General features: G+C 73.3%; 20 protein-coding genes, 1 tRNA gene and 1 pseudogene. 6 read left to right on the top strand and 16 right to left on the bottom strand.

Annotated features, from left to right (window positions below; all coding sequences use genetic code 11):
* The first annotated feature begins 163 nt into the window (after positions 1 to 163).
* Together F8R89_RS18325 and F8R89_RS18320 are read left to right on the top strand one after the other, a co-directional pair.
* Positions 164 to 1,171, top strand: a complete 1,008-nt coding sequence (locus F8R89_RS18325; RefSeq protein ID WP_151784981.1) for an ATP-binding cassette domain-containing protein — start codon at positions 164 to 166, stop codon at positions 1,169 to 1,171.
* Entirely contained in the window at positions 1,168 to 2,016 is an 849-nt protein-coding gene (locus F8R89_RS18320; RefSeq protein ID WP_151784980.1) for an ABC transporter permease, read from the top strand. The genes F8R89_RS18325 and F8R89_RS18320 overlap by 4 nt, the downstream gene beginning before the upstream one ends.
* Positions 2,017 to 2,030: 14 nt before the next feature.
* Here F8R89_RS18320 and F8R89_RS18315 read toward each other — a convergent pair whose 3' ends face one another.
* From F8R89_RS18315 to pdhA, 6 genes are all read right to left on the bottom strand, one after another.
* Positions 2,031 to 3,128, bottom strand: coding sequence for a potassium channel family protein (locus tag F8R89_RS18315; protein WP_151784979.1), 1,098 nt, complete (start codon positions 3,126 to 3,128; stop codon positions 2,031 to 2,033).
* Positions 3,125 to 4,510 carry a molybdopterin molybdotransferase MoeA gene (locus F8R89_RS18310; RefSeq protein WP_151784978.1) on the bottom strand — a complete coding sequence of 462 codons (1,386 nt, stop codon included), beginning with the start codon at positions 4,508 to 4,510 and terminating at the stop codon, positions 3,125 to 3,127. The genes F8R89_RS18315 and F8R89_RS18310 overlap by 4 nt, the downstream gene beginning before the upstream one ends.
* Positions 4,507 to 5,436 (bottom strand): NTP transferase domain-containing protein, encoded by a 930-nt coding sequence (locus F8R89_RS18305; protein WP_225994426.1) that lies wholly within the window; start codon positions 5,434 to 5,436, stop codon positions 4,507 to 4,509. The genes F8R89_RS18310 and F8R89_RS18305 overlap by 4 nt, the downstream gene beginning before the upstream one ends.
* Before the next feature lie 67 nt (positions 5,437 to 5,503).
* The gene (locus tag F8R89_RS18300) at positions 5,504 to 6,925 is read right to left on the bottom strand and encodes a dihydrolipoamide acetyltransferase family protein (protein ID WP_151784976.1); all 1,422 of its coding nucleotides are present in this window, start codon (positions 6,923 to 6,925) and stop codon (positions 5,504 to 5,506) included.
* Complete coding sequence (locus F8R89_RS18295; RefSeq protein ID WP_151784975.1) at positions 6,925 to 7,929, bottom strand: alpha-ketoacid dehydrogenase subunit beta; 1,005 nt, start codon at positions 7,927 to 7,929, stop codon at positions 6,925 to 6,927. The genes F8R89_RS18300 and F8R89_RS18295 overlap by 1 nt, the downstream gene beginning before the upstream one ends.
* The gene (pdhA, locus tag F8R89_RS18290; protein WP_151784974.1) at positions 7,926 to 9,071 is read right to left on the bottom strand and encodes a pyruvate dehydrogenase (acetyl-transferring) E1 component subunit alpha; all 1,146 of its coding nucleotides are present in this window, start codon (positions 9,069 to 9,071) and stop codon (positions 7,926 to 7,928) included. The genes F8R89_RS18295 and pdhA overlap by 4 nt, the downstream gene beginning before the upstream one ends.
* A 190-nt stretch (positions 9,072 to 9,261) precedes the next feature.
* On the opposite strand from pdhA, the gene F8R89_RS18285 reads away from it, so the two are divergent.
* Entirely contained in the window at positions 9,262 to 9,747 is a 486-nt protein-coding gene (locus F8R89_RS18285) for an Lrp/AsnC family transcriptional regulator (RefSeq protein ID WP_086866169.1), read from the top strand.
* A gap of 30 nt (positions 9,748 to 9,777) precedes the next feature.
* On the opposite strand, the gene F8R89_RS18280 is transcribed toward F8R89_RS18285, so the two are convergent.
* Positions 9,778 to 10,368, bottom strand: coding sequence for a TetR/AcrR family transcriptional regulator (locus tag F8R89_RS18280; protein WP_151784973.1), 591 nt, complete (start codon positions 10,366 to 10,368; stop codon positions 9,778 to 9,780).
* Between the two features lie 19 nt (positions 10,369 to 10,387).
* Positions 10,388 to 11,914, bottom strand: coding sequence for a 3-hydroxyacyl-CoA dehydrogenase (locus F8R89_RS18275; RefSeq protein WP_151784972.1), 1,527 nt, complete (start codon positions 11,912 to 11,914; stop codon positions 10,388 to 10,390).
* 160 nt (positions 11,915 to 12,074) lie between these two features.
* Between F8R89_RS18275 and paaN the strand changes: the two genes are divergently transcribed.
* Positions 12,075 to 13,781, top strand: a complete 1,707-nt coding sequence (gene paaN / locus F8R89_RS18270) for a phenylacetic acid degradation protein PaaN (RefSeq protein WP_151784971.1) — start codon at positions 12,075 to 12,077, stop codon at positions 13,779 to 13,781.
* Here the strand turns inward: paaN and F8R89_RS18265 are convergent.
* From F8R89_RS18265 to F8R89_RS18255, 3 genes are read right to left on the bottom strand one after another with little or no spacing between them, the layout of a single operon-like run.
* The gene (locus F8R89_RS18265; RefSeq protein ID WP_151784970.1) at positions 13,766 to 14,542 is read right to left on the bottom strand and encodes a TrmH family RNA methyltransferase; all 777 of its coding nucleotides are present in this window, start codon (positions 14,540 to 14,542) and stop codon (positions 13,766 to 13,768) included. The two genes, paaN and F8R89_RS18265, sit on opposite strands and share 16 nt — an antisense overlap.
* Complete coding sequence (locus tag F8R89_RS18260) at positions 14,539 to 15,765, bottom strand: HTTM domain-containing protein (RefSeq protein WP_151784969.1); 1,227 nt, start codon at positions 15,763 to 15,765, stop codon at positions 14,539 to 14,541. The genes F8R89_RS18265 and F8R89_RS18260 overlap by 4 nt, the downstream gene beginning before the upstream one ends.
* Complete coding sequence (locus F8R89_RS18255) at positions 15,762 to 16,520, bottom strand: DUF5819 family protein (RefSeq protein ID WP_151784968.1); 759 nt, start codon at positions 16,518 to 16,520, stop codon at positions 15,762 to 15,764. Before F8R89_RS18255 ends, F8R89_RS18260 begins: the two co-directional genes overlap by 4 nt.
* 340 nt (positions 16,521 to 16,860) lie before the next feature.
* On the opposite strand from F8R89_RS18255, the pseudogene F8R89_RS18250 reads away from it, so the two are divergent.
* Positions 16,861 to 17,301: pseudogene (locus F8R89_RS18250) on the top strand (acyl-CoA dehydrogenase family protein); the annotation flags it as partial.
* A gap of 32 nt (positions 17,302 to 17,333) precedes the next feature.
* Here F8R89_RS18250 and F8R89_RS18245 read toward each other — a convergent pair.
* From F8R89_RS18245 to F8R89_RS18230, 4 genes are all read right to left on the bottom strand, one after another.
* Positions 17,334 to 17,681: a rhodanese-like domain-containing protein gene (locus F8R89_RS18245; RefSeq protein WP_086866162.1), complete on the bottom strand. Its 348-nt coding sequence runs from the start codon at positions 17,679 to 17,681 to the stop codon at positions 17,334 to 17,336.
* A 172-nt stretch (positions 17,682 to 17,853) separates the two neighbouring features.
* Positions 17,854 to 18,768, bottom strand: coding sequence for a hypothetical protein (locus F8R89_RS18240; protein WP_413251259.1), 915 nt, complete (start codon positions 18,766 to 18,768; stop codon positions 17,854 to 17,856).
* Between the two features lie 67 nt (positions 18,769 to 18,835).
* Positions 18,836 to 20,323 carry a DUF2252 domain-containing protein gene (locus tag F8R89_RS18235; protein WP_151784966.1) on the bottom strand — a complete coding sequence of 496 codons (1,488 nt, stop codon included), beginning with the start codon at positions 20,321 to 20,323 and terminating at the stop codon, positions 18,836 to 18,838.
* Between the two features lie 208 nt (positions 20,324 to 20,531).
* Positions 20,532 to 20,894 carry a winged helix-turn-helix transcriptional regulator gene (locus F8R89_RS18230; protein ID WP_151784965.1) on the bottom strand — a complete coding sequence of 121 codons (363 nt, stop codon included), beginning with the start codon at positions 20,892 to 20,894 and terminating at the stop codon, positions 20,532 to 20,534.
* A 156-nt stretch (positions 20,895 to 21,050) separates the two neighbouring features.
* On the opposite strand from F8R89_RS18230, the gene F8R89_RS18225 reads away from it, so the two are divergent.
* Positions 21,051 to 21,701: an FMN-dependent NADH-azoreductase gene (locus F8R89_RS18225; RefSeq protein WP_151784964.1), complete on the top strand. Its 651-nt coding sequence runs from the start codon at positions 21,051 to 21,053 to the stop codon at positions 21,699 to 21,701.
* Positions 21,702 to 21,840: 139 nt separating this feature from the next.
* Here the strand turns inward: F8R89_RS18225 and F8R89_RS18220 are convergent.
* A tRNA-Leu gene (locus tag F8R89_RS18220) sits at positions 21,841 to 21,924 on the bottom strand.
* Between the last annotated feature and the right edge of the window lie 189 nt (positions 21,925 to 22,113).

The raw sequence follows: 22,113 nt of genomic DNA, 5'->3' as shown, positions 1-22,113 counted from the left end.
ACGCTACCCCCGGGGCCCGCGTCCACCACCGTCCGCCGTCCCGTGCGCCGCACCGGTCCCGGTGAAAATCCTGTGCGGCACCGATGATTTCGCGGGACCGTAAAGGTCTCCCCATGCGTAGCCCAAGACCGCGGAAGGACCCTTCCGGAAGGACCCCGACAGCATGAGCACGCAGACGACCGGTCTCGCCATCGAGACCGCGGGCCTGGTGAAGACATTCGGTGAGACACGGGCCGTCGACGGCGTGGACCTCGCGGTTCCGGCCGGCACGGTCTACGGCGTCCTCGGACCGAACGGCGCCGGCAAGACGACCACGGTGAAGATGCTCGCCACCCTGCTGCGCCCGGACGGCGGCGAGGCGCATGTCTTCGGGCACGACGTGGTGCGCGAGGCCGACGCGGTACGCGGCCGGGTCAGCCTCACCGGCCAGTACGCCTCGGTCGACGAGGACCTGACCGGCACGGAGAACCTGGTCCTGCTGGCCCGCCTCCTCGGCCACCGCAAGCCGGCCGCACGCGAGCGCGCGGCACAGCTGCTGGAGGCGTTCGGGCTGACGGACGCGGCCGGCAAGCAGGTCAAGAACTACTCGGGCGGTATGCGCCGCCGTATCGACATCGCCGCGTCGATCCTGAACACCCCCGACCTGCTCTTCCTCGACGAGCCGACGACCGGCCTGGACCCCCGCAGCCGCAACCAGGTCTGGGACATCGTGCGCGCGGTCGTCGCCCAGGGCACCACCGTCCTACTGACCACGCAGTATCTGGACGAGGCGGACCAGCTGGCGTCCCGGATCGCCGTGATCGACCAGGGCCGGGTGATCGCGGAGGGCACCAAGGGCGAACTGAAGGCGTCCGTCGGCGCCGGCACCGTCCATCTGCGGCTGCGCGACCCCGCGCAGCGACCGGAGGCCGCGCGCATCCTGCGGCTGGCCCTGGACGCCGAGGTGCAGTCCGAGCCCGATCCCGTGGCCCTCACCGCCCGCGTCGGCGGCGCCGGCAACGGGCAGGGCGCGGCGGAGCAGGCCGGCCGCGCGCTCGCCGAGCTGGCCCGCGGCGGCATCACCGTCGACAACTTCTCGCTGGGCCAGCCCAGCCTGGACGAGGTGTTCCTCGCCCTGACCGGACACGACACCCATGAGACCGAGGGCGACCAGGACGAGGTGGCGGCATGAGCACCGTGACACAGACCGAGGGCCGGGACCTCGCCCCCGTCAGCACCGAATCGCTCGCCGCGCTGCTGATCGCCAAGGAGCGTCCGCCGCGGCCCAGCGCCTGGTCGGCGTCGATGACGTTCGGCTGGCGGGCCATCCTGAAGATCAAGCACGTGCCCGAGCAGCTCTTCGACGTCACCGCGTTCCCGATCATGCTGGTGCTGATGTACACGTACCTGTTCGGGGGCGCCCTGGCCGGGTCCCCGACGGCGTACATCCAGTTCCTGCTGCCGGGCATCCTGGTGATGTCGGTCGTGATGATCACCATGTACACCGGTGTCTCGGTGAACACCGACATCGAGAAGGGCGTCTTCGACCGGTTCCGGACGCTGCCGATCTGGCGCCCGTCCACGATGGTCGGCTATCTGCTGGGCGACGCCCTGCGCTACACCATCGCGTCCGTCGTGATGCTCACCGTCGGCATGATCCTCGGCTTCCGTCCGGACGGCGGAGTGGGCGGCGTCGTCGCGGGCATCGCGCTGCTGGTCGCCTTCTCCTTCGCGTTCTCGTGGATCTGGACGATGTTCGGTCTGCTGCTGCGCTCCGAGAAGTCGGTGATGGGCGTCAGCATGATGGTGATCTTCCCGCTGACCTTCCTGTCCAACGTCTTCGTCGACCCGAGGACCATGCCGGGCTGGCTCCAGGCGTTCGTCAACAACAGCCCGATCACCCATCTGGCCACGGCGGTGCGCGGACTGATGGCGGGCGACTGGCCCGCGGCCGACGTCGCCTGGTCGCTGGGCTGGATTTGCCTGTTCGTGCTGGTCTTCGGGCCGGTCACGATGCGTCTGTACAACCGCAAGTAGAACCGGGCGGTGCGTCAGCCCTGAGGCAGCCGCCAGGCGTCGGGCGCGACCTGCGCGCCCGGCGTCGCCCGCACGATGGTGATGAGCCGGTCCGTCAGCTCCAGGGTGCCGACGTCCGGGTCGTCGTAGCCGAGCACCCGGTGCCCGCGCAGGACGCTGACCACCAGGTCGTCCAGCTCCCGGGGGTTCTTGCCCACCTCGGCCTTTATGACCGGCCGTTCGACGATGTCGAGTCCCGTGCCCTGGTGGATCAGGTCCTCCAGCACCATGCCGGCCGCGGGGCTGAGCACGGACAGGCCGAGCAGCCGTCCGGCGGCGCTGGCGCTGGTGATGACGGCGTCCGCCCCGGACTGCTTCAGCAGCGGGGCGTTCTCCTCCTCGCGGACCGCGGCCACGATCTTCGCGCCCCGGTTGAGCTGGCGGGCCGTGAGGGTCACCAGCACGGCCGTGTCGTCGCGCTGGGTCGCGATGATGATCTTCCGCGCCTTGTGCACCTCGGCCCGCTTCAGGACCTCACTGCGGGTCGCGTCCCCGGTGACACCGGCGTAGCCCTCGGCGACGGCCGCCTCGATCACCTTGGAGCTGGGGTCGACCACGACGACCTGGTTCTTGCTGAGCCCTGTCGCGCAGACGGTCTGGATCGCCGAACGGCCCTTGGTGCCGAAGCCGACGACGACGGTGTGGTCACGCAAGGTGGACCTCCAGCGGTTCAGGCGCCATTCCTCGCGGGTCCGTTCGGTAAGGACCTCGAGCGTGGTGCCGACCAGGATGATCAGGAACAGCACCCGCATGGGCGTGATGACGAAGATATTCGTGAACCGGGCGGCGTCGCTGACCGGGGTGATGTCCCCGTACCCGGTGGTCGACAGCGTGACGGTCGAGTAGTAGAAGGCGTCGAGAAGGTCGACCGAGCCGTCGGAGCTGTCGTTGTAGCCCCCGTGGTCGGCGTAGACGATCAGCGCCGTGAGCACCAGCAGGGCGAGGGCCAGCGACACCCGCTTGGCGACCTGCCGGAAGGGGTGCTCCACGAGCTTCTTCGGGAGCGTGACCCGATAGGTCGCGATCCGCTCGTCCGCCTGACGGGCGATCGCGTCCTGACCCGGAAGTTTCACGTGAAACACACCTCGATACCGGCGGCCGCCCAGGGCAGATCCAGCAGTGCGGTCTCCTGACCGGCCCGGGCACCTCCGGGCGGTACGACGGCCAGGGCGTCGGCCGCCGCCATGCCGCGCAGCATGGCCGGGCCGTGGTAGTGCAGCGGCACGGCGTGGTCGCCGCGCAGCACGACCGGCACCAGCCGGGTGTCCCGCGGATGCCCGTGCACGGCCTCCTTCAACGGAAGCGTGTAGGACTCGGGCGCGGGACGTGCCGCGAGCGTCCGCAGCAGCGGCTCGGCGAGCGTGAGCAGCCCGGACACGGCGGCCAGCGGGTTGCCGGGCAGGCCGACCAGGTGCTGGTCCTCCTTGAGCCGGGCCAACAGCATGGGGTGGCCGGGGCGCACCTGGACGCCGTCCACCAGCAGTTCGGCGCCCATGCGCTCCAGCGTGGGGTGGACATGGTCGACGGGGCCGGCGGCGGTGCCGCCCGTGGTGACGACGAGGTCGGCGCGGGAGGCGGTGAGCGCCTTGTGCAGGGCCCTGGCGGAGTCGCCGAGCCGGCGCACGGCGAGGACCTCGGCGCCGAGGGCGCGCAGCCAGGGCGGCAGCATCGGCCCGAGGGCGTCACGGATCTTCCCGTCGTGGGGGAGCCCTTCGGTGAGCAACTCGTCGCCGAGGACGAGGACTTCCACCCGGGGGCGGGGCACCGCCGTGAGCGTGTCGTACCCGGCGGCCGCGGCCACTCCGAGCACGGCCGGGGTCACGATGGTGCCGGTCGCGAGCAGATGGTCGCCGGTACGGCACTCCTGGCCGCGCGGGCGGATGTCCTGGCCCGGTTCGATGTCCCGGCCGGCGTGCAGCCGGCCCTTGGCGTCCAGGGTGCCGTGCTCGGAGCGCAGCACGGCGGTGGTGTCCGGCGGGATACGGGCGCCGGTCGCGATCCGCACGGCCTCCCCGTCGGTCAGCGCGGCGGCCTCGGCGTGCCCGGCCAGGACGCCCTCCTCGCGTACCGCCCAGGGGCCCGGCCCGGCGATCGCCCAGCCGTCCATCGCGGAGGTGTCGAAGGAGGGCAGGTCGGTCAGCGCGGTGAGCGGGGTGGCCAGGGTGAGGCCGAGGGCGGCGTCCAGCGGCACCGGGACGGGGGCGCGGCGCGCGGCCTTCACCGCCGCACGGGCCGCCCGGGCGGCGGTCTCGCGGGCGTCGGGCCAGGGCGTGGCCCGGTGATGGCCGTCCTCCGCGGCCCGGCCGGACCGCCCGGAGCCATGGGGGCGCGGGGTGGGGGCGGGCACGGAGTCGCCGTGCGCGGACGGGCCGTGGCCTTCGTTCACGAGGGCGAGCACCTCCTCGATGTCGAGGTCCTCGGCGTCCTGGCCGGCCCGCGTGCCGCCGGGGGTCATCCGGCGTCCGGGCGGGTGTCGGGGGTGGCGTCGGGGGCCGCGTCGGCCTTGGCGGCGGCGGCCTCGTCCGCCCAGCGCCGGGCGAGCGCGGCGGCCTTGCGGGACGCCTCCGCGACGGCCTCGGGGCCGCCCTGGGCCCGGCCGGCCGCGTAGCCGACGAGGAAGGTGGTCAGGGGCGCCGCGGGCCGCGCGACGCCGTGGGCCGCGTCCCGGGCGAGGTCCAGCAGGACCTTGATGTCGACGTCGAGGTCGATGCCCAGTTCGTCCTTGGCTGCGGAGATCCATTCATCCAACACGTGCCCATGCTCCCTGATGCGTGCCCTGGCGGTGGCGATGTCGTCCCAGGTGTCGCAGTCGAAGGACGCGACGGGGTCGGGGACGCGGGTGAGGTCGAGGGCGCCGGTCAGCCGGCGCAGGGGGAGCCCGGTCAGCGCGCCGTGTTCCCGGGTGACCGCGGCCAGTTCACGGCGCAGGGCCGGGGCGCGGTAGGCGGCGACGAGCGGCTGGTCGCGGCCGTCGGCGTCGGTGAGCAGCGCGCCCGCCGTGTCCGGGGCGCCGCTGAGGGCGGCCAGCAGGGTGCGCACCGTGTCCTCGTGGAGGAACGGCAGATCGGCGGAGAGGACGACGACCACGTCGGCGGTGGTGTGCCGGAGCCCGGCGTCCAGGGCGGCGAGCGGGCCGCCGCCGGGCGGGTCCTCCCGGGCCCAGCGCACCGGACGGGCGGTGGGACGCGGGCCGGCGACGACGACGGTCGCCCGCGCGTCGGCGCAGGCGCCGAGGACCCGGTCGAGCAGGGCCCGGCCGCCCACGCGGACCGCGGGTTTGTCCACGCCGCCCAGCCGCCGGGCCGCGCCGCCGGCGAGCACGACGGCGTCGTACGCGGCGGGGGGTGCGCCCGGCGGGGGCGTGGGTTCGAACGCGGTCACCCCCCGAGTATGCGTGTCCCCGCGATCACAGGGAACGCACGGGGGGCGGCCCGTCGCGACGGGTGCGTCACAGGGTGCGCAGCAGCACCGCCGGGTTCTCGACGCAGTCCGCCACATGGCGCAGGAAGCCGCCCGCCGTACCGCCGTCGCAGACCCGGTGGTCGAAGGTCAGCGAGAGCTCGACGACCTGGCGCACCGCCAGCTCCCCTTCGTGCACCCAGGGCTTGGGGATGATGCGGCCGACGCCGAGCATCGCGGCTTCCGGGTGGTTGATGATCGGGGTGGAGCCGTCGACGCCGAACACGCCGTAGTTGTTCAGCGTGAAGGTGCCGCCGGTGAGTTCGGCCGGGGTGAGGGTGCCCGCGCGGGCCGCCTCGGTCAGCCGGGCGAACTCGGCGGTCAGCGACTCCGCGTCCCGCGCGTGGGCGTCCCGCACGACGGGGACGACGAGACCCCGCTCGGTCTGCGCTGCGAAGCCCAGGTGCACCTGCTCCAGCTGGACGACCTCGCGGGCCTCCATGTCGACCGTGGAGTTCAGCTCGGGGAACCGGGCGAGGGCCGCCGTGGTGATCCGGGCCAGCAGGGCGAGCAGGGAGATCTTCGGCCCGCCCACGGCGTTCATCGCCGCGCGCGCCCGCATCAGCTCGGTCGCGTCGGCGTCCACCCAGCAGGTCGCGTCCGGGATCTCGCGCCGGCTGCGGGACAGCTTGTCGGCGACGGCACCGCGCACGCCCTTGAGGGGCACCCGGATGCCGGCGGCGGGCGCGGAGGAACGGATGGGGCTCCGCGCGGGCGCCGGCTCCTCGCGGTGCGCGGGCGCGGCGGGCTGCTCGGTGCGGCGGGACTCGGCGGCCCGCAGCGCGTACTCGACGTCGGCCCGCAGGATGAGTCCGTTCGGTCCGGAGCCGTGGAGCTCCCGCAGGTCCAGGCCGTTCTCCCGGGCGAGACGCCGGACGAGGGGGGAGATCACGGGCACGGGCCCGTCGTGACGGACCGGCTCGGCGGCCGCCGGGGCGTCCGTGCCATGGCCGGCGGCGGTGCCGACGGGCCGCGCGACACGCTCGGCGGACGGGGTGCCCGCGCGCGGGGAGCCGTTCGCCGCGCTGTCCCGGGCGGGCGCCGGCGGGGTGGCCGGGGTCGCCGGGGTCGCCGGCCGGACGCGGCGGCGGCGCGCGGGTGCCTCGGAGGTGCCGTAGCCCACGAGCACGTTGCCCGAGCCCTCGGACTCCTCGCCGGGGGCCGGGGCGCCGACGGCGACCGTCAGCAGCGGGGCGCCGACGGGCAGTTCGGTGCCCTCTTCGCCGAAGCGGGCGGTGACGACACCGCCGTAGGGGCAGGGCACCTCGACCATCGCCTTGGCCGTCTCGACCTCGACGACCGGCTGGTCGATCGCGACGACGTCGCCGACCTGGACCAGCCAGCGCACGATCTCCGCCTCGGTGAGCCCCTCCCCGAGGTCGGGGAGCTTGAACTCCAGCACCTGTGCCATCAGCTCTCGGCCTCCCACTGCAGACGCCCGACGGCGTCCAGGATGCGGTCCACGCCGGGCAGATGGTGCCGCTCCAGCATCGGCGGCGGGTAGGGGATGTCGAACCCGGCCACGCGCAGCACCGGCGCCTCCAGGTGGTGGAAGCAGCGCTCCGTGACACGGGCGGCGATCTCCCCGCCGGGGCCGCCGAACCCGCCCGACTCGTGCACGACGACCGCGCGTCCGGTCCGCCGGACCGAGGCGGCGACCGTCTCGTCGTCGAACGGCACCAGCGAGCGCAGGTCGACGACCTCCAGGTCCCAGCCCTCCTCGCGGGCCGCCTCGGCGGCTTCGAGGCAGACCGGCACGGACGGTCCGTACGTGATGAGCGTGGCACTGCGGCCGGGGCGGCGCACCACCGCGCGGCCGATGGGCTCCACGGACTGCGGCTCGTCCGGGTTCCAGTCGGCCTTCGACCAGTACAGCCGCTTCGGCTCCAGGAAGACGACCGGGTCGTCGGAGGCGATCGAGGCGCGCAGCAGACCGTAGGCGTCGGCGACGGTCGCGGGCGTGACGACGTGCAGCCCGGGGGTCGCCATGTAGTACGCCTCGGACGCGTCGCTGTGGTGCTCGACGCCGCCGATGCCGCCGCCGTAGGGGATGCGGATCGTCAGGGGGAGGGGCATCCTGCCGCGGGTGCGGTTGCGCATCTTCGCCACGTGCGAGACGAGCTGCTCGAACGCGGGGTAGGCGAAGGCGTCGAACTGCATCTCCACGACCGGGCGCAGGCCGTACATGGCCATGCCGATCGCGGTGCCGAGGATGCCCGCCTCGGCCAGCGGGGTGTCCGTGCAGCGGTCCTCGCCGAACTCCTTGGCGAGTCCGTCGGTGACGCGGAAGACACCGCCGAGGGTGCCGACGTCCTCGCCCATGACGTGCACGGACGGGTCGGCGGCCATGGCGTCGCGCATCGCGCGCGTGAGGGCCTGCGCCATGGTGGCCGGCTTGACGGCGACGGTGGTCATCGGTGGGCACCCCCGTGGGAGTCGTGCTCGGCGTCGAGCTCTGCCTGCAACTGCGCCTGCTGCTCCCGCAGCTGCGGGGTGGGCTCGGCGTACACGTGGGCGAACAGGTCCGCCGGGTCGAGCGCCGCGTCCTGGTTCATGCGCTCGCGCAGGTCGGCGGCCATGGCCTCGGCGGCGTCCCGGGCGGCCTGCCGGCCGGCGTCGTCGAGCAGGCCGCGCTCGGTCAGCGCGTGCTCCAGGAGGGCGATCGGGTCGTGGTCGCGCCAGGCGTCCACCTCGGCGTCCCCGCGGTAGCGGGTGGCGTCGTCGGCGTTGGTGTGGGCGTCGATCCGGTAGGTGATCGCCTCGATCAGCGTGGGACCGCCGCCCTCGCGGGCGCGGCACACGGCCTCGCCCAGCACCTCGTGCACGGCGACCGCGTCGTTGCCGTCGACCAGGCGGCCGGGCATGCCGTAGCCGACGGCCTTGTGGGCCAGCGACGGGGCCGCGGTCTGCTTGGCGAGCGGGACGGAGATCGCGAAGCCGTTGTTCTGCACGAGGAAGACGACCGGCGCCTGCCAGACGGCCGCGAAGTTCAGCGCCTCGTGGAAGTCGCCCTCGCTGGTGCCGCCGTCGCCGACCATGGCGAGCGCGACGACGTCGTCGCCCTTGAGGCGGGCGGCGTGCGCGAGGCCCACGGCGTGCGGGAGCTGGGTCGCGAGCGGCGTGCACAGGGGCGCCACGCGGTGCTCGCGGGGGTCGTAGCCGGTGTGCCAGTCGCCGCGGAGCAGCGTCAGCGCCTCGACGGGGTCCACACCGCGGGCGACGGCGGCCAGGGTGTCGCGGTAGCTCGGGAAGAGCCAGTCGCGCTCCTCCAGGGCCAGCGCGGCGGCGACCTCGCAGGCCTCCTGGCCGGTGCTGGACGGGTAGACCGCGAGGCGGCCCTGCTTGGTCAGCGCGGTCGCCTGCGCGTTGTACCGGCGGCCCCGCACCAGCTCGGCGTACAGCCGGCGCAGCAGATCCGGGTCGGCCTTCGCGGCGGCCTCGGTGCCGAGAACGCGGTAAGGCTCCGCGTCGGGCAGCAGGGGCGCGGGGTCCATGCGGGGCTGCCAGGCGGGCGGCGGCGATGGCCGGTACGCGCCTCGCTGCTCCATGACCGTCATGACGGCACCTCCTCGTGGGAGCGGCTACGGGAGGCGCGGCGTCCGTGACGCGCCTCACCTACCGATTGTTCGGTCGCCGGCACATTTTGGCTACAGGCACCCCCAGGCTGTGGACAAACGGTTCTCCACAGCCTCCAATGAACGCAGGACGTCCACGCGAGGAGGGTGGGGGGACATGGACGCTGAACAAATGGCCGAAGACGACGGGGGCGGTCCTCTCCGGCCGCCCGCCCGTCCGCTGGACGCCATAGATCAGGACATCCTCCAGATGCTGCAGGCGGACGGCCGCGCCTCGATCCGTTCGGTCGCCGAGCGGGTGCACGTCTCCCGGGCCAACGCCTACGCCCGTATCAACCGTCTCGTCGAGGACGGCGTCATCCGCGGCTTCGGCGCCCGCGTCGACCATGAACGGGCGGGCCACGGCACCTCGGCCTACATCACCCTGAAGATCGTCCAGAACTCCTGGCGCACGGTCCGCGAGGAGCTGCGCCGGCTGCCCGGCGCCTCCCACATCGCCCTGGTGGGCGGCGACTTCGACGTCCTGCTGCTGGTGCACACCCCCGACAACAGGGCCCTGCGCGAGCTGGTCCTCACCCGGCTCCAGGCGATCCCCGAGGTGCTCAGCACCCGCACCCTGCTGGTCTTCGAGGAGGAGGACCTGGAGCCCCAGGGCTGACCCACGCGCGCGTACGGCCCCGCCGGCCGGTCAGCCGGCCTTGCGCAGCCCGTCGAAGACCAGCCGGACCACCGTCTCGGCGACCTCGCGCTCACTCGTGCCGCGGCCGTCGGGCCGGTACCACTCGACGATCGAGTTGATCATGCCGAAGACCAGCCGGGTGGCCAGCCGCACCTCCACGTCGGCGCGCACCTCGCCGTCCGCGGCGGCCGCCTTCAGCAGCGCGGCGACCCGGTGGTCGAAGTCGCGGCGCCGCTCCAGCGCCCACCGCTCGGTGTCGGTGTTGCCCCGCACCCGCAGCAGCAGCGTCACGTACGGCAGCTCGGTTATCAGCACCTCGACCATGCGCCGGACGACGTACTCCAGCCGGTCGACGGCGTGCCCCGTGCGCGCGTGCTCCTCGTCGAGGATGCCGAACAGCCCGTCCAGGGCCCGGCTGACGGCACGCTGCAGCAGCTCCTCCTTGCCGGTCACATGGTGGTAGATCGACGACTTGGAGATGCCGGCCGCCTTGGACAGGTGCTCCATCGAGGTGCCGTCGTAGCCCCGCTCGTTGAAGACCTGGACGGCGACGGAGAGCAGGGTCTCCGGCGTGTACGTGTCGCGCTTGGCAGTGGTCATGGGGTGCTGCCCTCCCGGGTCATGAGGAGCCGCCCTGGCGCTTGTCGGAGGCGTAGGCGTGGCGGTACAGCGCGAGGGACGGGGCGTAGCGGCCCGACGGATCGCGCAGGTGCAGGTCGTCGAGGAGGGCGTAGGCCCAGTTGCGCCCCAGCCGGCGGCTCCACTCGAAGGGGCCGAGGGGGTAGTTGACGCCCAGGCGCATCGCGGTGTCGACGTCCTCCTCGGTGGCGACGCCCTTGGCGACGGCGTCGTGCGCCAGGTCGACGATCCGTGCGACGGTCCGGGCGACGATCATGCCGGGGACGTCGCCGATGACGCTGACGTCCTTGCCGAGCGCCTGGAAGAGCCCGGTGGCCTCCGCGAGGGTCTGGGGCGAGGTGTCCTGGGAGGCGGACAGCGCGATCCGGGTGGCCCGCCGGTAGTCGAGGGCGAGGTCGAAGTACACGACGTCGCGGAACTCCACCGAGGTCTGCCCGTCGGCGAGCGCGAGCTGGCCGCCGCCCGGCAGCACCAGGCGCGTGCCGTGGTCCTCGTCCTCCTCGCGCACCTGGATGCCGGCCTCGCGGATCAGCGCCAGCAGCTCGGAGGCGGGACCGAGGTCGCCCTCGACGACGACGTACGCCGGGGGGCGGCCGGGCTCGGCGGTGTGCGGCTCGGGCCGTTCGGCGGGGCCGGACCCGTCGGCGTAGTCGTACCAGCCGTGGCCGGTCTTGCGGCCGAGCCGGCCGGACTCGACCAGGCGCCGCTGGGCGAGCGAGGGCGTGAAGCGCACGTCCTGGAAGAAGGACTGCCACACCGAGTGCGTCACCGACTCGTTGACGTCCTGCCCGATCAGGTCGGTCAGCTCGAACGCGCCCATCCTGAAGCCGCCGCACTCGCGCAGCACGGCGTCGATGGTGGCCGGGTCGGCGCCCTGTGCCTCGTACACCGCGAACGCCTCGGCGTAGAAGGGCCGCGCGATCCGGTTGACGATGAACCCGGGGGTGTCGGCGCAGGCGACCGGCGTCTTGCCCCACGCGCGGGCCGTCTCGTACGCGCGCGTGGCCGACGTGACGTCGGTGGCGAACCCGGAGACGACCTCGACCAGCGGCAGCAGCGGGGCGGGGTTGAAGAAGTGCAGGCCGACGAACCGGCCCGGGTTGGCCAGCGCGCCGCCGATGGCCGTCACCGACAGGGACGAGGTGTTGGTGGCGAGCAGGCAGTCCTCGCCGACGATGCCCTCCAGCTCGCGGAACAGCTCCTGCTTGACGTCCAGCCGCTCCAGGACGGCCTCGACGACCAGGGCGCAGTCGGCGAGGTCGCCGAGCGCGTCGGCGGGCACGAGCCGGTCCCGCGCCGCGTCGCGGTCCGCGCCGGTCAGCCGCTCCTTCTCCACCAGCCGGTCCAGCCGGGCGACGATGGCGTCGGCTGCGGCCCGCGCCCTCCCGGGGGCGGCGTCGTACAGCCGTACGGGATGTCCCGCGACCAGTGCGACCTGGGCGATGCCCTGGCCCATGGTGCCGGTGCCGACGACGGCCACGGGGCTGCTGAGGTCGAGTGCTGTCATGGGCGCGATCCTCCCGCACGGGGTTTTCCACAGATGCGGCGGACCCCCTTGAACCGACCGATCGTTCGGTTACTCTAACTCTGACCGCCTGTTCCTGCCCATGTTTCTGCCCAGGTCATGAGCTCGACGGAGAGCTCAGGAAACGAGGAGTTGGTCCCGCATGGCCACCGCCGAACTCACCGCCCACGAGCTGATCGCCAAGCACCGGCCCACTCTCGACCAGGCCCTGGAGGCGATCCGTACCCGCGCCTACTGGTCTCCGCACCCGGAGCACCCCAAGGCCTACGGGGAGAACGGCAGCCTGGACGCTGCGGCGGGCAAGGCCGCCTTCGACGCCGTCCTCGGCAGCCGCCTCGACCTGGGCCAGCCCGGCACGGACGGCTGGGTCGGCGGCGAGGTCTCCCCGTACGGCATCGAGCTGGGCGTGGAGTACCCGCACGCGGACCTCGACGAACTGCTGCCGGCCATGCGCGCCGGGATGCGGCGCTGGCGGGACGCGGGCGCCGAGACCCGCGCGGTGGTCTGCCTGGAGATCCTGAAGCGGATCAGCGACCGGACGCACGAGTTCGCCCACGCGGTCATGCACACCTCCGGCCAGGCGTTCATGATGGCGCTCCAGGCGGGCGGCCCGCACGCGCAGGACCGCGGCCTGGAGGCGGTGGCCTACGCCTACGTCGAGCAGGTCCGCACCCCCGACCACGCCGAGTGGACCAAGCCCCAGGGCAAGCGCGACCCGCTGGCGCTCAGCAAGGCGTTCACGCCCGTCCCCCGCGGCATCGCCCTGCTCATCGGCTGCAACACCTTCCCGACGTGGAACGGCTACCCGGGCCTGTTCGCCTCCCTCGCCACCGGCAACCCCGTGCTGGTCAAGCCGCACCCGCGCGCGGTGCTGCCGCTCGCGCTCACCGTCCAGGTCGCGCGCCAGGTGCTCACCGAGGCCGGGTTCGACCCGAACCTGGTGGCGCTGGCCGCCGAGCGGCCCGGCGAGGGCATCGCCAAGACCCTGGCGACCCGCCCCGAGATCCGGATCATCGACTACACCGGCTCCACCGAGTTCGGCGACTGGCTGGAGGCCAACGCCCGCCAGGCGCAGGTCTACACGGAGAAGGCCGGCGTCAACACGGTCGTCGTGGACTCCACGGACGACTACAAGGGGATGCTCTCCAACCTGGCGTTCTCGCTGTCCCTGTACAGCGGCCAGATGTGCACCACCCCGCAGAACCTGCTCGTCCCGCGCGACGGCATCCGCACCGACCAGGGCCCCAAGACCTACGACGAGGTCGTCGCCGACCTCGCGCGCGCGGTCGACGGCCTCCTCGGCGACGACGCCCGCGCGAACGCGCTCCTCGGCGCCCTGGTCAACCCGGACGTGAAGTCCCGTCTGGAGGCCGCCCCCGGCCTCGGCGAGGTCGCCCTCGCCTCACGGGAGGTCACCCACCCGGACTTCCCGGGCGCGGTCGTGCGCACCCCGGTCATCGTGAAGCTCGACGGCGCCAAGCCCGACGACGAGGCCGCCTACATGAGCGAGTGCTTCGGCCCGGTGTCGTTCGCCGTCGCCGTCGACTCGTCGGCCGACGCGGTGGAACTGCTGCGGCGCACGGTGCGCGAGAAAGGCGCGATGACCGTCGGGGCGTACACCACCGACGAGGAGGTCGAGGAGGCCGTGCGGGAGGTGTGCCTGGAGGAGGCGGCCCAGCTGTCGCTGAACCTCACGGGCGGCGTGTACGTCAACCAGACCGCCGCGTTCTCCGACTTCCACGGCTCCGGCGGCAACCCCGCCGCCAACGCGGCCCTGTGCGACGGCGCGTTCGTCGCCAACCGCTTCCGCGTGGTCGAGGTGCGCCGCGAGGCTCAGGGCCTGTCCTGAGCCGGGAGGGCGCCCCGGGTCAGACTCCAGTGGTACAGGGTCATCGCCACGCTGGTGGCCAGGTTGTAGCTGGAGACCTGGGGGCGCATCGGCAGCGCCACCGACCGGTCGGCCCGCGCGCGTAGCCCGGCCGACAGCCCGCTGCGCTCGGACCCGAAGGCGAGGACGGCGTCGTCCGGGATCTCCACACCCCGGATGTCGTCGCCCTCGGGGTCCAGCGCGAACAGTGGCCCCGGCGGCAGCTCCGCCACGGTCAGCCGTTCCACGGCCGTGGCGAAGTGCAGACCCGCCCCGCCGCGCACGACCGTCGGATGCCAGGGGTCCAGGGTTCCGGTGGTGACCACGCCGGTCGCGCCGAACCCGGCGGCCAGCCGGATCACCGCGCCCGCGTTGCCGAGGTGGCGCGGGTCGTCGAGGACCACGACCGGGGCGGGGCGCCCGGCCCGCGCGAGCGTCGCCAGGTTGGCCTCGCGGAACGGGCGTACGGCCAGCGCGGCCACCGCCGTCGGGTGCGGGCGCGGCACGAGCGCGGCGTACTCCGCCTCCGTGACCTCGGTCAGCAGGGCGTCCAGGGCGTCCCGCACGTCCGGGGCCAGCTCCTCGGCGAGGGCGAGCGACGCCTCGCGGTCGACGGCCACCGCCACCGGCACCTCGGCGCCGAAGCGGACGGCGTGCTTGAGGGCGTGGAAGCCGTCGAGCAGGACGGACGTGCCGGAGAGGCGATGCCAGACACGCACGGCACCGGGGGCGGGGTCGGTCATGCCGTGAAGCCTACGTGCGCGGGCTCGGGGTCCTCCGGGGTGCGCGGCTCGGGCACCCGCGTCCCGCCGTCGCCGCGCCGGACCGCCCGCGCCAGCCGGGCCCGGACACGGTCCGCCGCGTCGCCGACCCGGCGCAGGAACGGCGTCGGCAGGAACACCGCGTCCGCCGCGATCATCGCCAGCGAGAAGAACGGCAGCCCGAGGACGACCGCGATCACGGCGTGCTCGGTCATCATCGCGGCGAGCAGGACGTTCTTCACCCTGCGGTGGAACAGGGTGAACGGGAACGCGACCTGGACCAGGACCGTGCCGTAGGTGATGAGCATGACCATCGTGCCGCTGGCGGACAGCAGGTCGGCGAGGGCCGGCCAGGGCGAGAAGTACTCCAGGTGCAGCGGGTAGTAGACGGCGGTGCCGTCCTGCCAGCGGGAGCCCTGGATCTTGTACCAGCCGGCGGTCGCGTAGATCAGGCACGCCTCCGCCATGATCACCAGCAGGGCGCCGTTGTGCGCGATGTTCCCGACGACGTCGAGCAGGATGCGCGGCTGGTCGGTGCGCGCCCGGCGGTCCACCGCCCACCACAGGGCCGTGCCGAGCCACACCGTCCACAGGATCACCGGGATCGTCGGGTCCCCGTCGAGCCGGCCGACGGCGGTGACCGCGCCCAGCATCAGACCGAGCACCGCCCACAGCGCCGGGCCCACCCGGTCGGGGCCGACGCGCTCCCCGCGCGCGCGTGCCTCACCGGAGCGCCGGGCCCTGCGCGCGTCCAGCGACCAGACCTGGCCGCAGCGCGTGAAGACCAGGTACACGCACATCAGGTGCAGCACGTTGTCGCCGCCGTCGCCCACGAAGACCGAGCGGTTCTGCAGCGAGAGGACGCCGACCATGAACAGCACGGACATCGTGCGGGTGCGCCAGCCGAGCAGGAGCAGCACCGACGTCAGCACGGCGAGGCCGTAGACGGTCTCGAACCAGACCTGGCTCCCCGACCACATCAGCGCGGTGAACGCCCCGTTCGTCCCGACGAGCTGCTGGGCGAGCCCGAAGTCCCAGGGGGCGTCGGGCCCGTACAGCTCCTGGCGGTGCGGGAACTCCCGGAGCAGGAACAGCAGCCAGGTCGCCGTGAACCCGATGCGGATCACGGCCGTCTGGTACGGGCCGAGGGCGGACTCCGTCACCCGGGCGATCGCGGCGGAGACGGCGAGGGAGACGCGGTTCACCGGGCGTCCTCCCGCTCACGCGTCTCCGGGACCCGCCACCAGGGCAGGACGCGGTAGGTGGGCCGGTCGGACACCCGCTCGTCGCTCCACGTCGGGGGGCGCACATTGGTGGTGCGGGAGCGCACCTGGACGCGTTCCACGACGCCGCCCTCACCGGCCGCGTCCGTCCGGTCCAGCCGCAGTTCGACGGTCCGCCGCAGATACGACTCGGAGAGCGCCCCGCGCAGCCCGACCGGGCGGTTCTCGGCGTCGTGCGTGGCGACGAAGAAGTCCCAGGCCCGGCGCAGCGCGTTCTGCTGGGTGTGGCTGGGCAGCGGGTTGCCGTCGATGGCCCGGCCGTCCTCGGCGGACAGGTCGTACCAGCGGGTGGTGCGGACGCGGCCGTCGGCGGTCGCCACGCTCGCGCGGGCCTGGACGGCGATGTTCTGCTGGAGCGGGTTGGGCGCGAACAGCTTCCAGTTCTGCTCGAACTCCGGATATATCCAGTCGTCTATCGCCCGGCCGTGCTGCTTGGTGACCGTGTTCGACGGCGCGACGTGCAGAAAGACCATGCCGGTGTGCACGCAGACGGTGATGGCCACGACCGCGAGGGCGACGGCCGCGGCGATCTGGTACCGCAGGGAGAGGGCGGCCACCCCCGTGCGGGGTTCCGCTTCCGGGTCCGGGGCGGGCGGGGGCACGTCGGCGGCCGGAGCGTCGTGCGGCTCCCCGCCGGGCCCGTGCCGCACGACCGAGCCGGCCTCCTGCGCGTCCATCCTGCCCCGTCTCCCGATTCCGGTCCGTCTTTCCCAGGCGTCGCACGGGAACGGTACTCAGGCTTGCCCGCCGGGCACACCCCCTGCCGGGCCGCCGTTGCCCACACCCTACGGGGGTCCGGGCGGGGGCATTCCCTTCTTCTAGAACCTGTTCTATCCTGACGCACCGTCAGATACCCGTGCCGGCCGTGCGGAAGGGCAGGGACCGTGGACGGGGACCGTGGCTTCACCCTCACCGAGGAGCAGCAGGCGGCGGCCGAGGCGGCCCGCGGGGTATTCGCCGGGGTCGCACCCGACGCGGTGCCCTAGCTGTTCTGTCTCGGGAGGTTGTGTACGGGTGGCGCCCGGCGTCTCGCTCGCCGAGCAGTTCTCGACCAGCGGCGAACGACTGGGGAACTGCGCCTGGCCGCGGTGCGGCTCGCCGCGTCGAACGTCAACGACGCGTCGGGCGCCTGGGAGTGGCTACGGCTGCTGCTCGCCACCGGGACATGCGCTCGCCCTCGGCCTGGGCGAACAGGTCCCGCGCATGACCTCCGCCTGCACGGCGAAGCGCGAGCAGTTCGGGCATCCCGTCGCCACGTTTGCCAAGATCTGGGCCCCGGACGGCGTCCGGCGCGTCGTCCAGACCGCGCGGCATCTGCACGGCGGCCTCGGCGCCGACGTCGACCCCCCGCTGCACCGCCACCACACCTGGGCCAGGCACCTGGAACTCTCGCTCGGCCCGGCCGCGGCCCACGAGGAGACCCTCGGCGACCTGCCGGCCGCGCACCCTCTGGGCTGAGGGCGACGCCGCGGGGTGAGGGCGGCGACGCCTCAGAGCACGTGCCCCGGCCGGCCCTCGTCGGTCACCACGGGACGCCCCGAAGCGGCCCACACCTGCATGCCGCCCTCGACGTTCACCGCGTCCAGGCCCTGCTGGGCCAGATACATCGTGACCTGCGCCGAACGCCCACCGGAACGGCAGATCACATGCACCCGCCCGTCCTGCGGCGCGGCCTCGGTCAGCTCGCCGTAGCGCGCCACGAACTCGCTCATGGGAATGTGCAGGGCGCCCTCGGCGTGACCCGCCTGCCACTCGTCGTCCTCGCGGACGTCCAGCAGGAAGTCGTCGTCCTTGAGGTCCGTGACCTCGACCGCCGGTACGCCAGATCCGAAATGCATACTCCGACGCTACCCGACCCGCACCCCGCGCCGGGAGCGCCCGGCCCACCCCACACCCAGGCCCCCCGCAGCCACCGGTCCCTCGCAGCCACCGGCGCCAGCCACACAACCACCCGGCGCCTCGCAGCCACCGGCGCCTCTCAGGCCCGCCCTCCTTCAGGCCCGGCCTCTCTCAGGCCCCGGTGCCGCCCGCCGAGCCGCCGTCCGCCTGCGCGAGCAGCGACGCCAGCTCCGACTCCCGCTCGGCGACCTGCGCCAGCAGTTGCTCGGCGATCTCGTCGAGCAGCCGGTCCGGGTCGTCGGGAGCCAGCCGGAGCATCGCCCCGATCGCGCTCTCCTCCAGCTCCTTCGCGACCAGCGTGAGCATCTCCTTGCGCTGGGAGAGCCACTCGAGACGGGCGTACAGCTCCTCCGCCGGGGTCGGCCCCTGCTCCGCGGGCTTGGGACCGGCCGCCCACTCCTCGGCCAGCTCCCGCAGCAGCGCCTCGTCGCCCCGGGCGTAGGCCGCGTTGACGCGGGTGATGAACTCCTCGCGCCGGGCACGCTCGCCGGCCTCCTGGGCCAGGTCCGGATGCGCCTTGCGGGCCAGCTCGCGGTAGAGCTTGCGGGCCTCGTCGCTGGGACGCACCCGCTGCGGCGGCCGCACCGGCTGGTCCGTGAGCATCGCCACGGCCTCCGGGAACAGCCCCGAGTCGTCCATCCAGCCGTGGAACAGCTCCTCGACGCCCGGCATCGGCATGACCCGGGCCCGCGCCTCGTCGGCCTTGCGGATGTCCTCGGGGTCGCCGGTGCGCGCGGCGACCGCCTCGGCGATCCGGGCGTCCAGCTCGTCGAGCCGGGCGTACATCGGGCCGAGCTTCTGGTGGTGCAGCCGCGAGAAGTTGTCGACCTCGACGCGGAAGGTCTCCACCGCGATCTCGTACTCGATCAACGCCTGCTCGGCCGCCCGTACGGCCTTCTCCAGCCGCTCCTCGGGCCGTGCCCCGCCCTCCTGCGCGGGGGTGCCGCCGGCGGGCACCTCGGCACCGCCGGGCGCCGCCGCGTCGGCGGTCTCGGCCTGGGACTGCTCAGCTTCCGGCGTAGTCACCCGCCCAGCGTAGGCCACCCGGCCGTCGGCTGTTCGAACACCGCCGCTCCGCCCGCCACCGGTCCGCTCACACCCCCAGCTCCGCCGCGACCCGCCCCGCCCGCACGGCCGCCACCAGGTCGGCGTGATCCGCCTCGGTCCGGTCCGCGTAGGCGACGGAGAAGGCGGCTATCGCCTCGTCCAGCTCCTCGTTCTTGCCGCAGTAGCCGGAGATCAGCCGCGGATCGGCGCTGTGCGCGTGGGCACGGGCCAGCAGGGCGCCGGTCATCCGGGCGTAGTCGTCGATCTGGTCCGCTGCCAGCGCCGCGGGGTCGACGCTGCCCTTCCGGTTGCGGAACTGGCGCACCTGGAAGGGCCGCCCCTCCACCGTGGTCCACCCGAGCAGCACGTCGCTGACCACCTGGATGCGCTTCTGTCCGAGCACCACGCGCCGCCCCTCGTGCTCCGGCGCCGGCGACTCGAAACCGGCCGCCGCCAGATGCGGGACCAGCGCCGAAGGGCGCGCCTCCTTCACCTGCAGGACCAGGGGCTCACCCCGGTGGTCCAGGAGCAGGACGACATAGGACCGCGTGCCCACGCTTCCGGTGCCCACGACCCGGAACGCCACGTCGTGCACCGCGTACCGCGCCAGCAGCGGATGCCGGTCCTCGGGAAGCGTCGCGACGTAGCTCTCCAGCGAGGCCACGACCGCCGCCGCCTCCGCGTCCCCGACCCGGCGCAGCACGGGCGGCGCGTCCACGAACCTGCGCCCGCCGTCCTCGGTGCGCTCCGTCGACTTCGCCGCGAACCGGCCGCTGGTGTTGGCCCGCGCCTTCTCCGCCACCCGCTCCAGGGTGCCGAGCAGATCATGGGCGTCGGCGTGGGAGACGAGCTCCTCGTCCGCGATGGCGTTCCACGCGTCGAGCGCCGGGAGTTTGGCCAGCAGGCGCATGGTGCGCCGGTAGGCGCCGACCGCGTCCCGCGCCGCCAGACGGCACACGTCCTCGTCCGCCCCGGCCTCCCGGCCGGCGAGCACCAGCGAGGTCGCCAGCCGCTTCAGGTCCCACTCCCAGGGGCCCCACAGCGTCTCGTCGAAGTCGTTCAGGTCGATGACCAGGCCGCCGCGCGCGTCGCCGTACAGACCGAAGTTCGCCGCGTGCGCGTCCCCGCATATCTGCGCACCGATCCCGGTCACCGGCGTACGGGCCAGGTCGTACGCCATGAGCCCGGCCGAGCCGCGCAGGAACGCGAACGGCGTCGCCGCCATCCGGCCCACCCGTATCGGCGTCAGCCCGGCGATCCGGCCGGCGTTCGACTCCTCGACGGCGGTCACGGCGTCCGGGCGGGCACCGTCCACGTCGAAGCGGGCGTGCTCCGCTCGCGGCAACCGCGCGCGCAGCGCCTTCCCCTCCGCCTTGGGCGCACCCCCGGCGTCCCGCTCGGCGAACCCGCGCACCCGCGGCAGCCGCCGCACCCCCGAGCCCGGCTCCGCGTCCGGTCCCGCCCCGGACCCAGCCCCCGACTCGACCGCGCCCGCCGCGCGCTCGGCAACGACCTCGGCAACGACGTCGGCCATGACGACCGCCTCCCCCACATCCCGCGCTCACGCGCTCACGCGCGCCTGCGTTCCCGCAACTCCCGCGGTCCCGCACTCCCGCGTTCCCGCACGAACATCAACTCGTGCCGACCGTACAGCCGGTGGCCGAAACGCGTCAGGGCCTGTGGACAACTTCGGACCTGTGGAGAAAACCACGGACCAGGGGCCTCAAACCAGGGTGACGCCGTCAGCAGTTCCCGGGCTGGTCCTTGTCCGGCAGATGCTTCATCGCCCAGCCCCCCAGCTCCGCCAACGCGGGCTCCAGCGCGGCACCGGCATCCGTCAGCCGGTACACCACACGCAGCGGCGGCCCGTCGTACACCTCGCGCACCACGAGTCCCGCCTGCGTCAGCTCCGTGAGGCGGTCGGACAGCATGCGCTCGCTGATCCCGGGGATGGCCCGGCGCAGGGAGACGAAGTAGGCGGGGCCGGCGGTCAGCACCGACACGATCGGCCCGGTCCAGCGCTTGCCGAGCAGCTGGAAGACGCGGGTGATGCCCTCGTCCACCCGCTTGCAGCTCGCTACGTCGTGACTCTCCTCACCTGCCATGCCTCCAGGGTACTGGCCCTCCGTGTGGGGATGAAAAAAAGTAAGTGACTGTGCTATCCATAGTTAGGTACGAAGTTAGAGCCCCTGAGGAAAGTTCGACCCTCATGGCGGCAGTTCACCCCTATATGCCTTTTTGATCCTCTTCTTGGAGACGTCATGGCCACGCTTCTGCACATCGACTCCTCGGTCTTCCCGGCCGGTGCCTCTTCGTCCCGCACCGTCACCGAGGCCTTCCGGCGCACCTGGGAGGAGCAGCACCCCGACGGCACGGTGATCCACCGCGACCTCGCCGCGCAGCCGGTGCCGCACATCTCCGCGCCCGCCCACACCGCCGCCTTCGCCGACCCGGCCACGCACACCCCTGAGCAGGCCACCGCCTTCGCGGAGCGCGTGAAGCTGGTCGAGGAGCTGGAGGCCGCGGACGCCGTGCTGGTCGGCGCGCCGATGTACAACCTCGCGATCCCGTCGACGCTCAAGGCGTGGCTCGACAACGTGATCGTGATGGGCCGCACCGTCGGCGACGTACAGCCCCTGAAGGGCACCCCGGTCACCGTCGTCGCCAGCCGCGGCGGCGCGTACGGCCCGGGCAGCCCGCGCGAGGGATACGAGTACGTGCAGAACTACCTGTCGGCGATCTTCAAGGACTTCTTCGGCGCCGATCTCACGTTCATCGTCCCGGAGCTCACCATGGCCCCGGCCGACCCGAAGATGGCCGAGCTGGTCCCCCTCTTCGAGGCCTCGCGCGAGCGCGCTCTCGACGAGGCCGCCACGAGGGCCAAGTCGCTGGTGCAGCGCCTCGCGGCCTGACGCCGGCGGGCTTCTGACCTGAGAGGTTCATCACAGGGCGGGTCGTCGGAGACAGCCGCCGGCCCGCCTCGCACGCCACCTACGCGGTGAACACAACATAAGAGGCGGCACCGTGTGAACGGTGCCGCCTCTTCGTCTGTGCGCGAGGGGGGAGTTGAACCCCCACGCCCTTGCGGGCACTGGAACCTGAATCCAGCGCGTCTGCCTATTCCGCCACCCGCGCATTGGGTGTGTCCTCAGGGCCTTTCCGTGCGGTCCGGCGCCTTCCGACACCCAGAACATTAGCACGCTCGCCAGGGTGGATTCACATCCCTTATCCGCAGGCAGCCGCGGTGCGACCGGCGTACGGACGACAGGCGCGCGCCCACCAGCGCAGTCGCGTCCTGACCCGTGACCGCCGCACGCGCGTGCG

Source organism: Streptomyces sp. SS1-1 (assembly GCF_008973465.1).
Lineage (GTDB): Bacteria > Actinomycetota > Actinomycetes > Streptomycetales > Streptomycetaceae > Streptomyces.
This window is presented reverse-complemented; position numbering and strand designations above follow the sequence as displayed.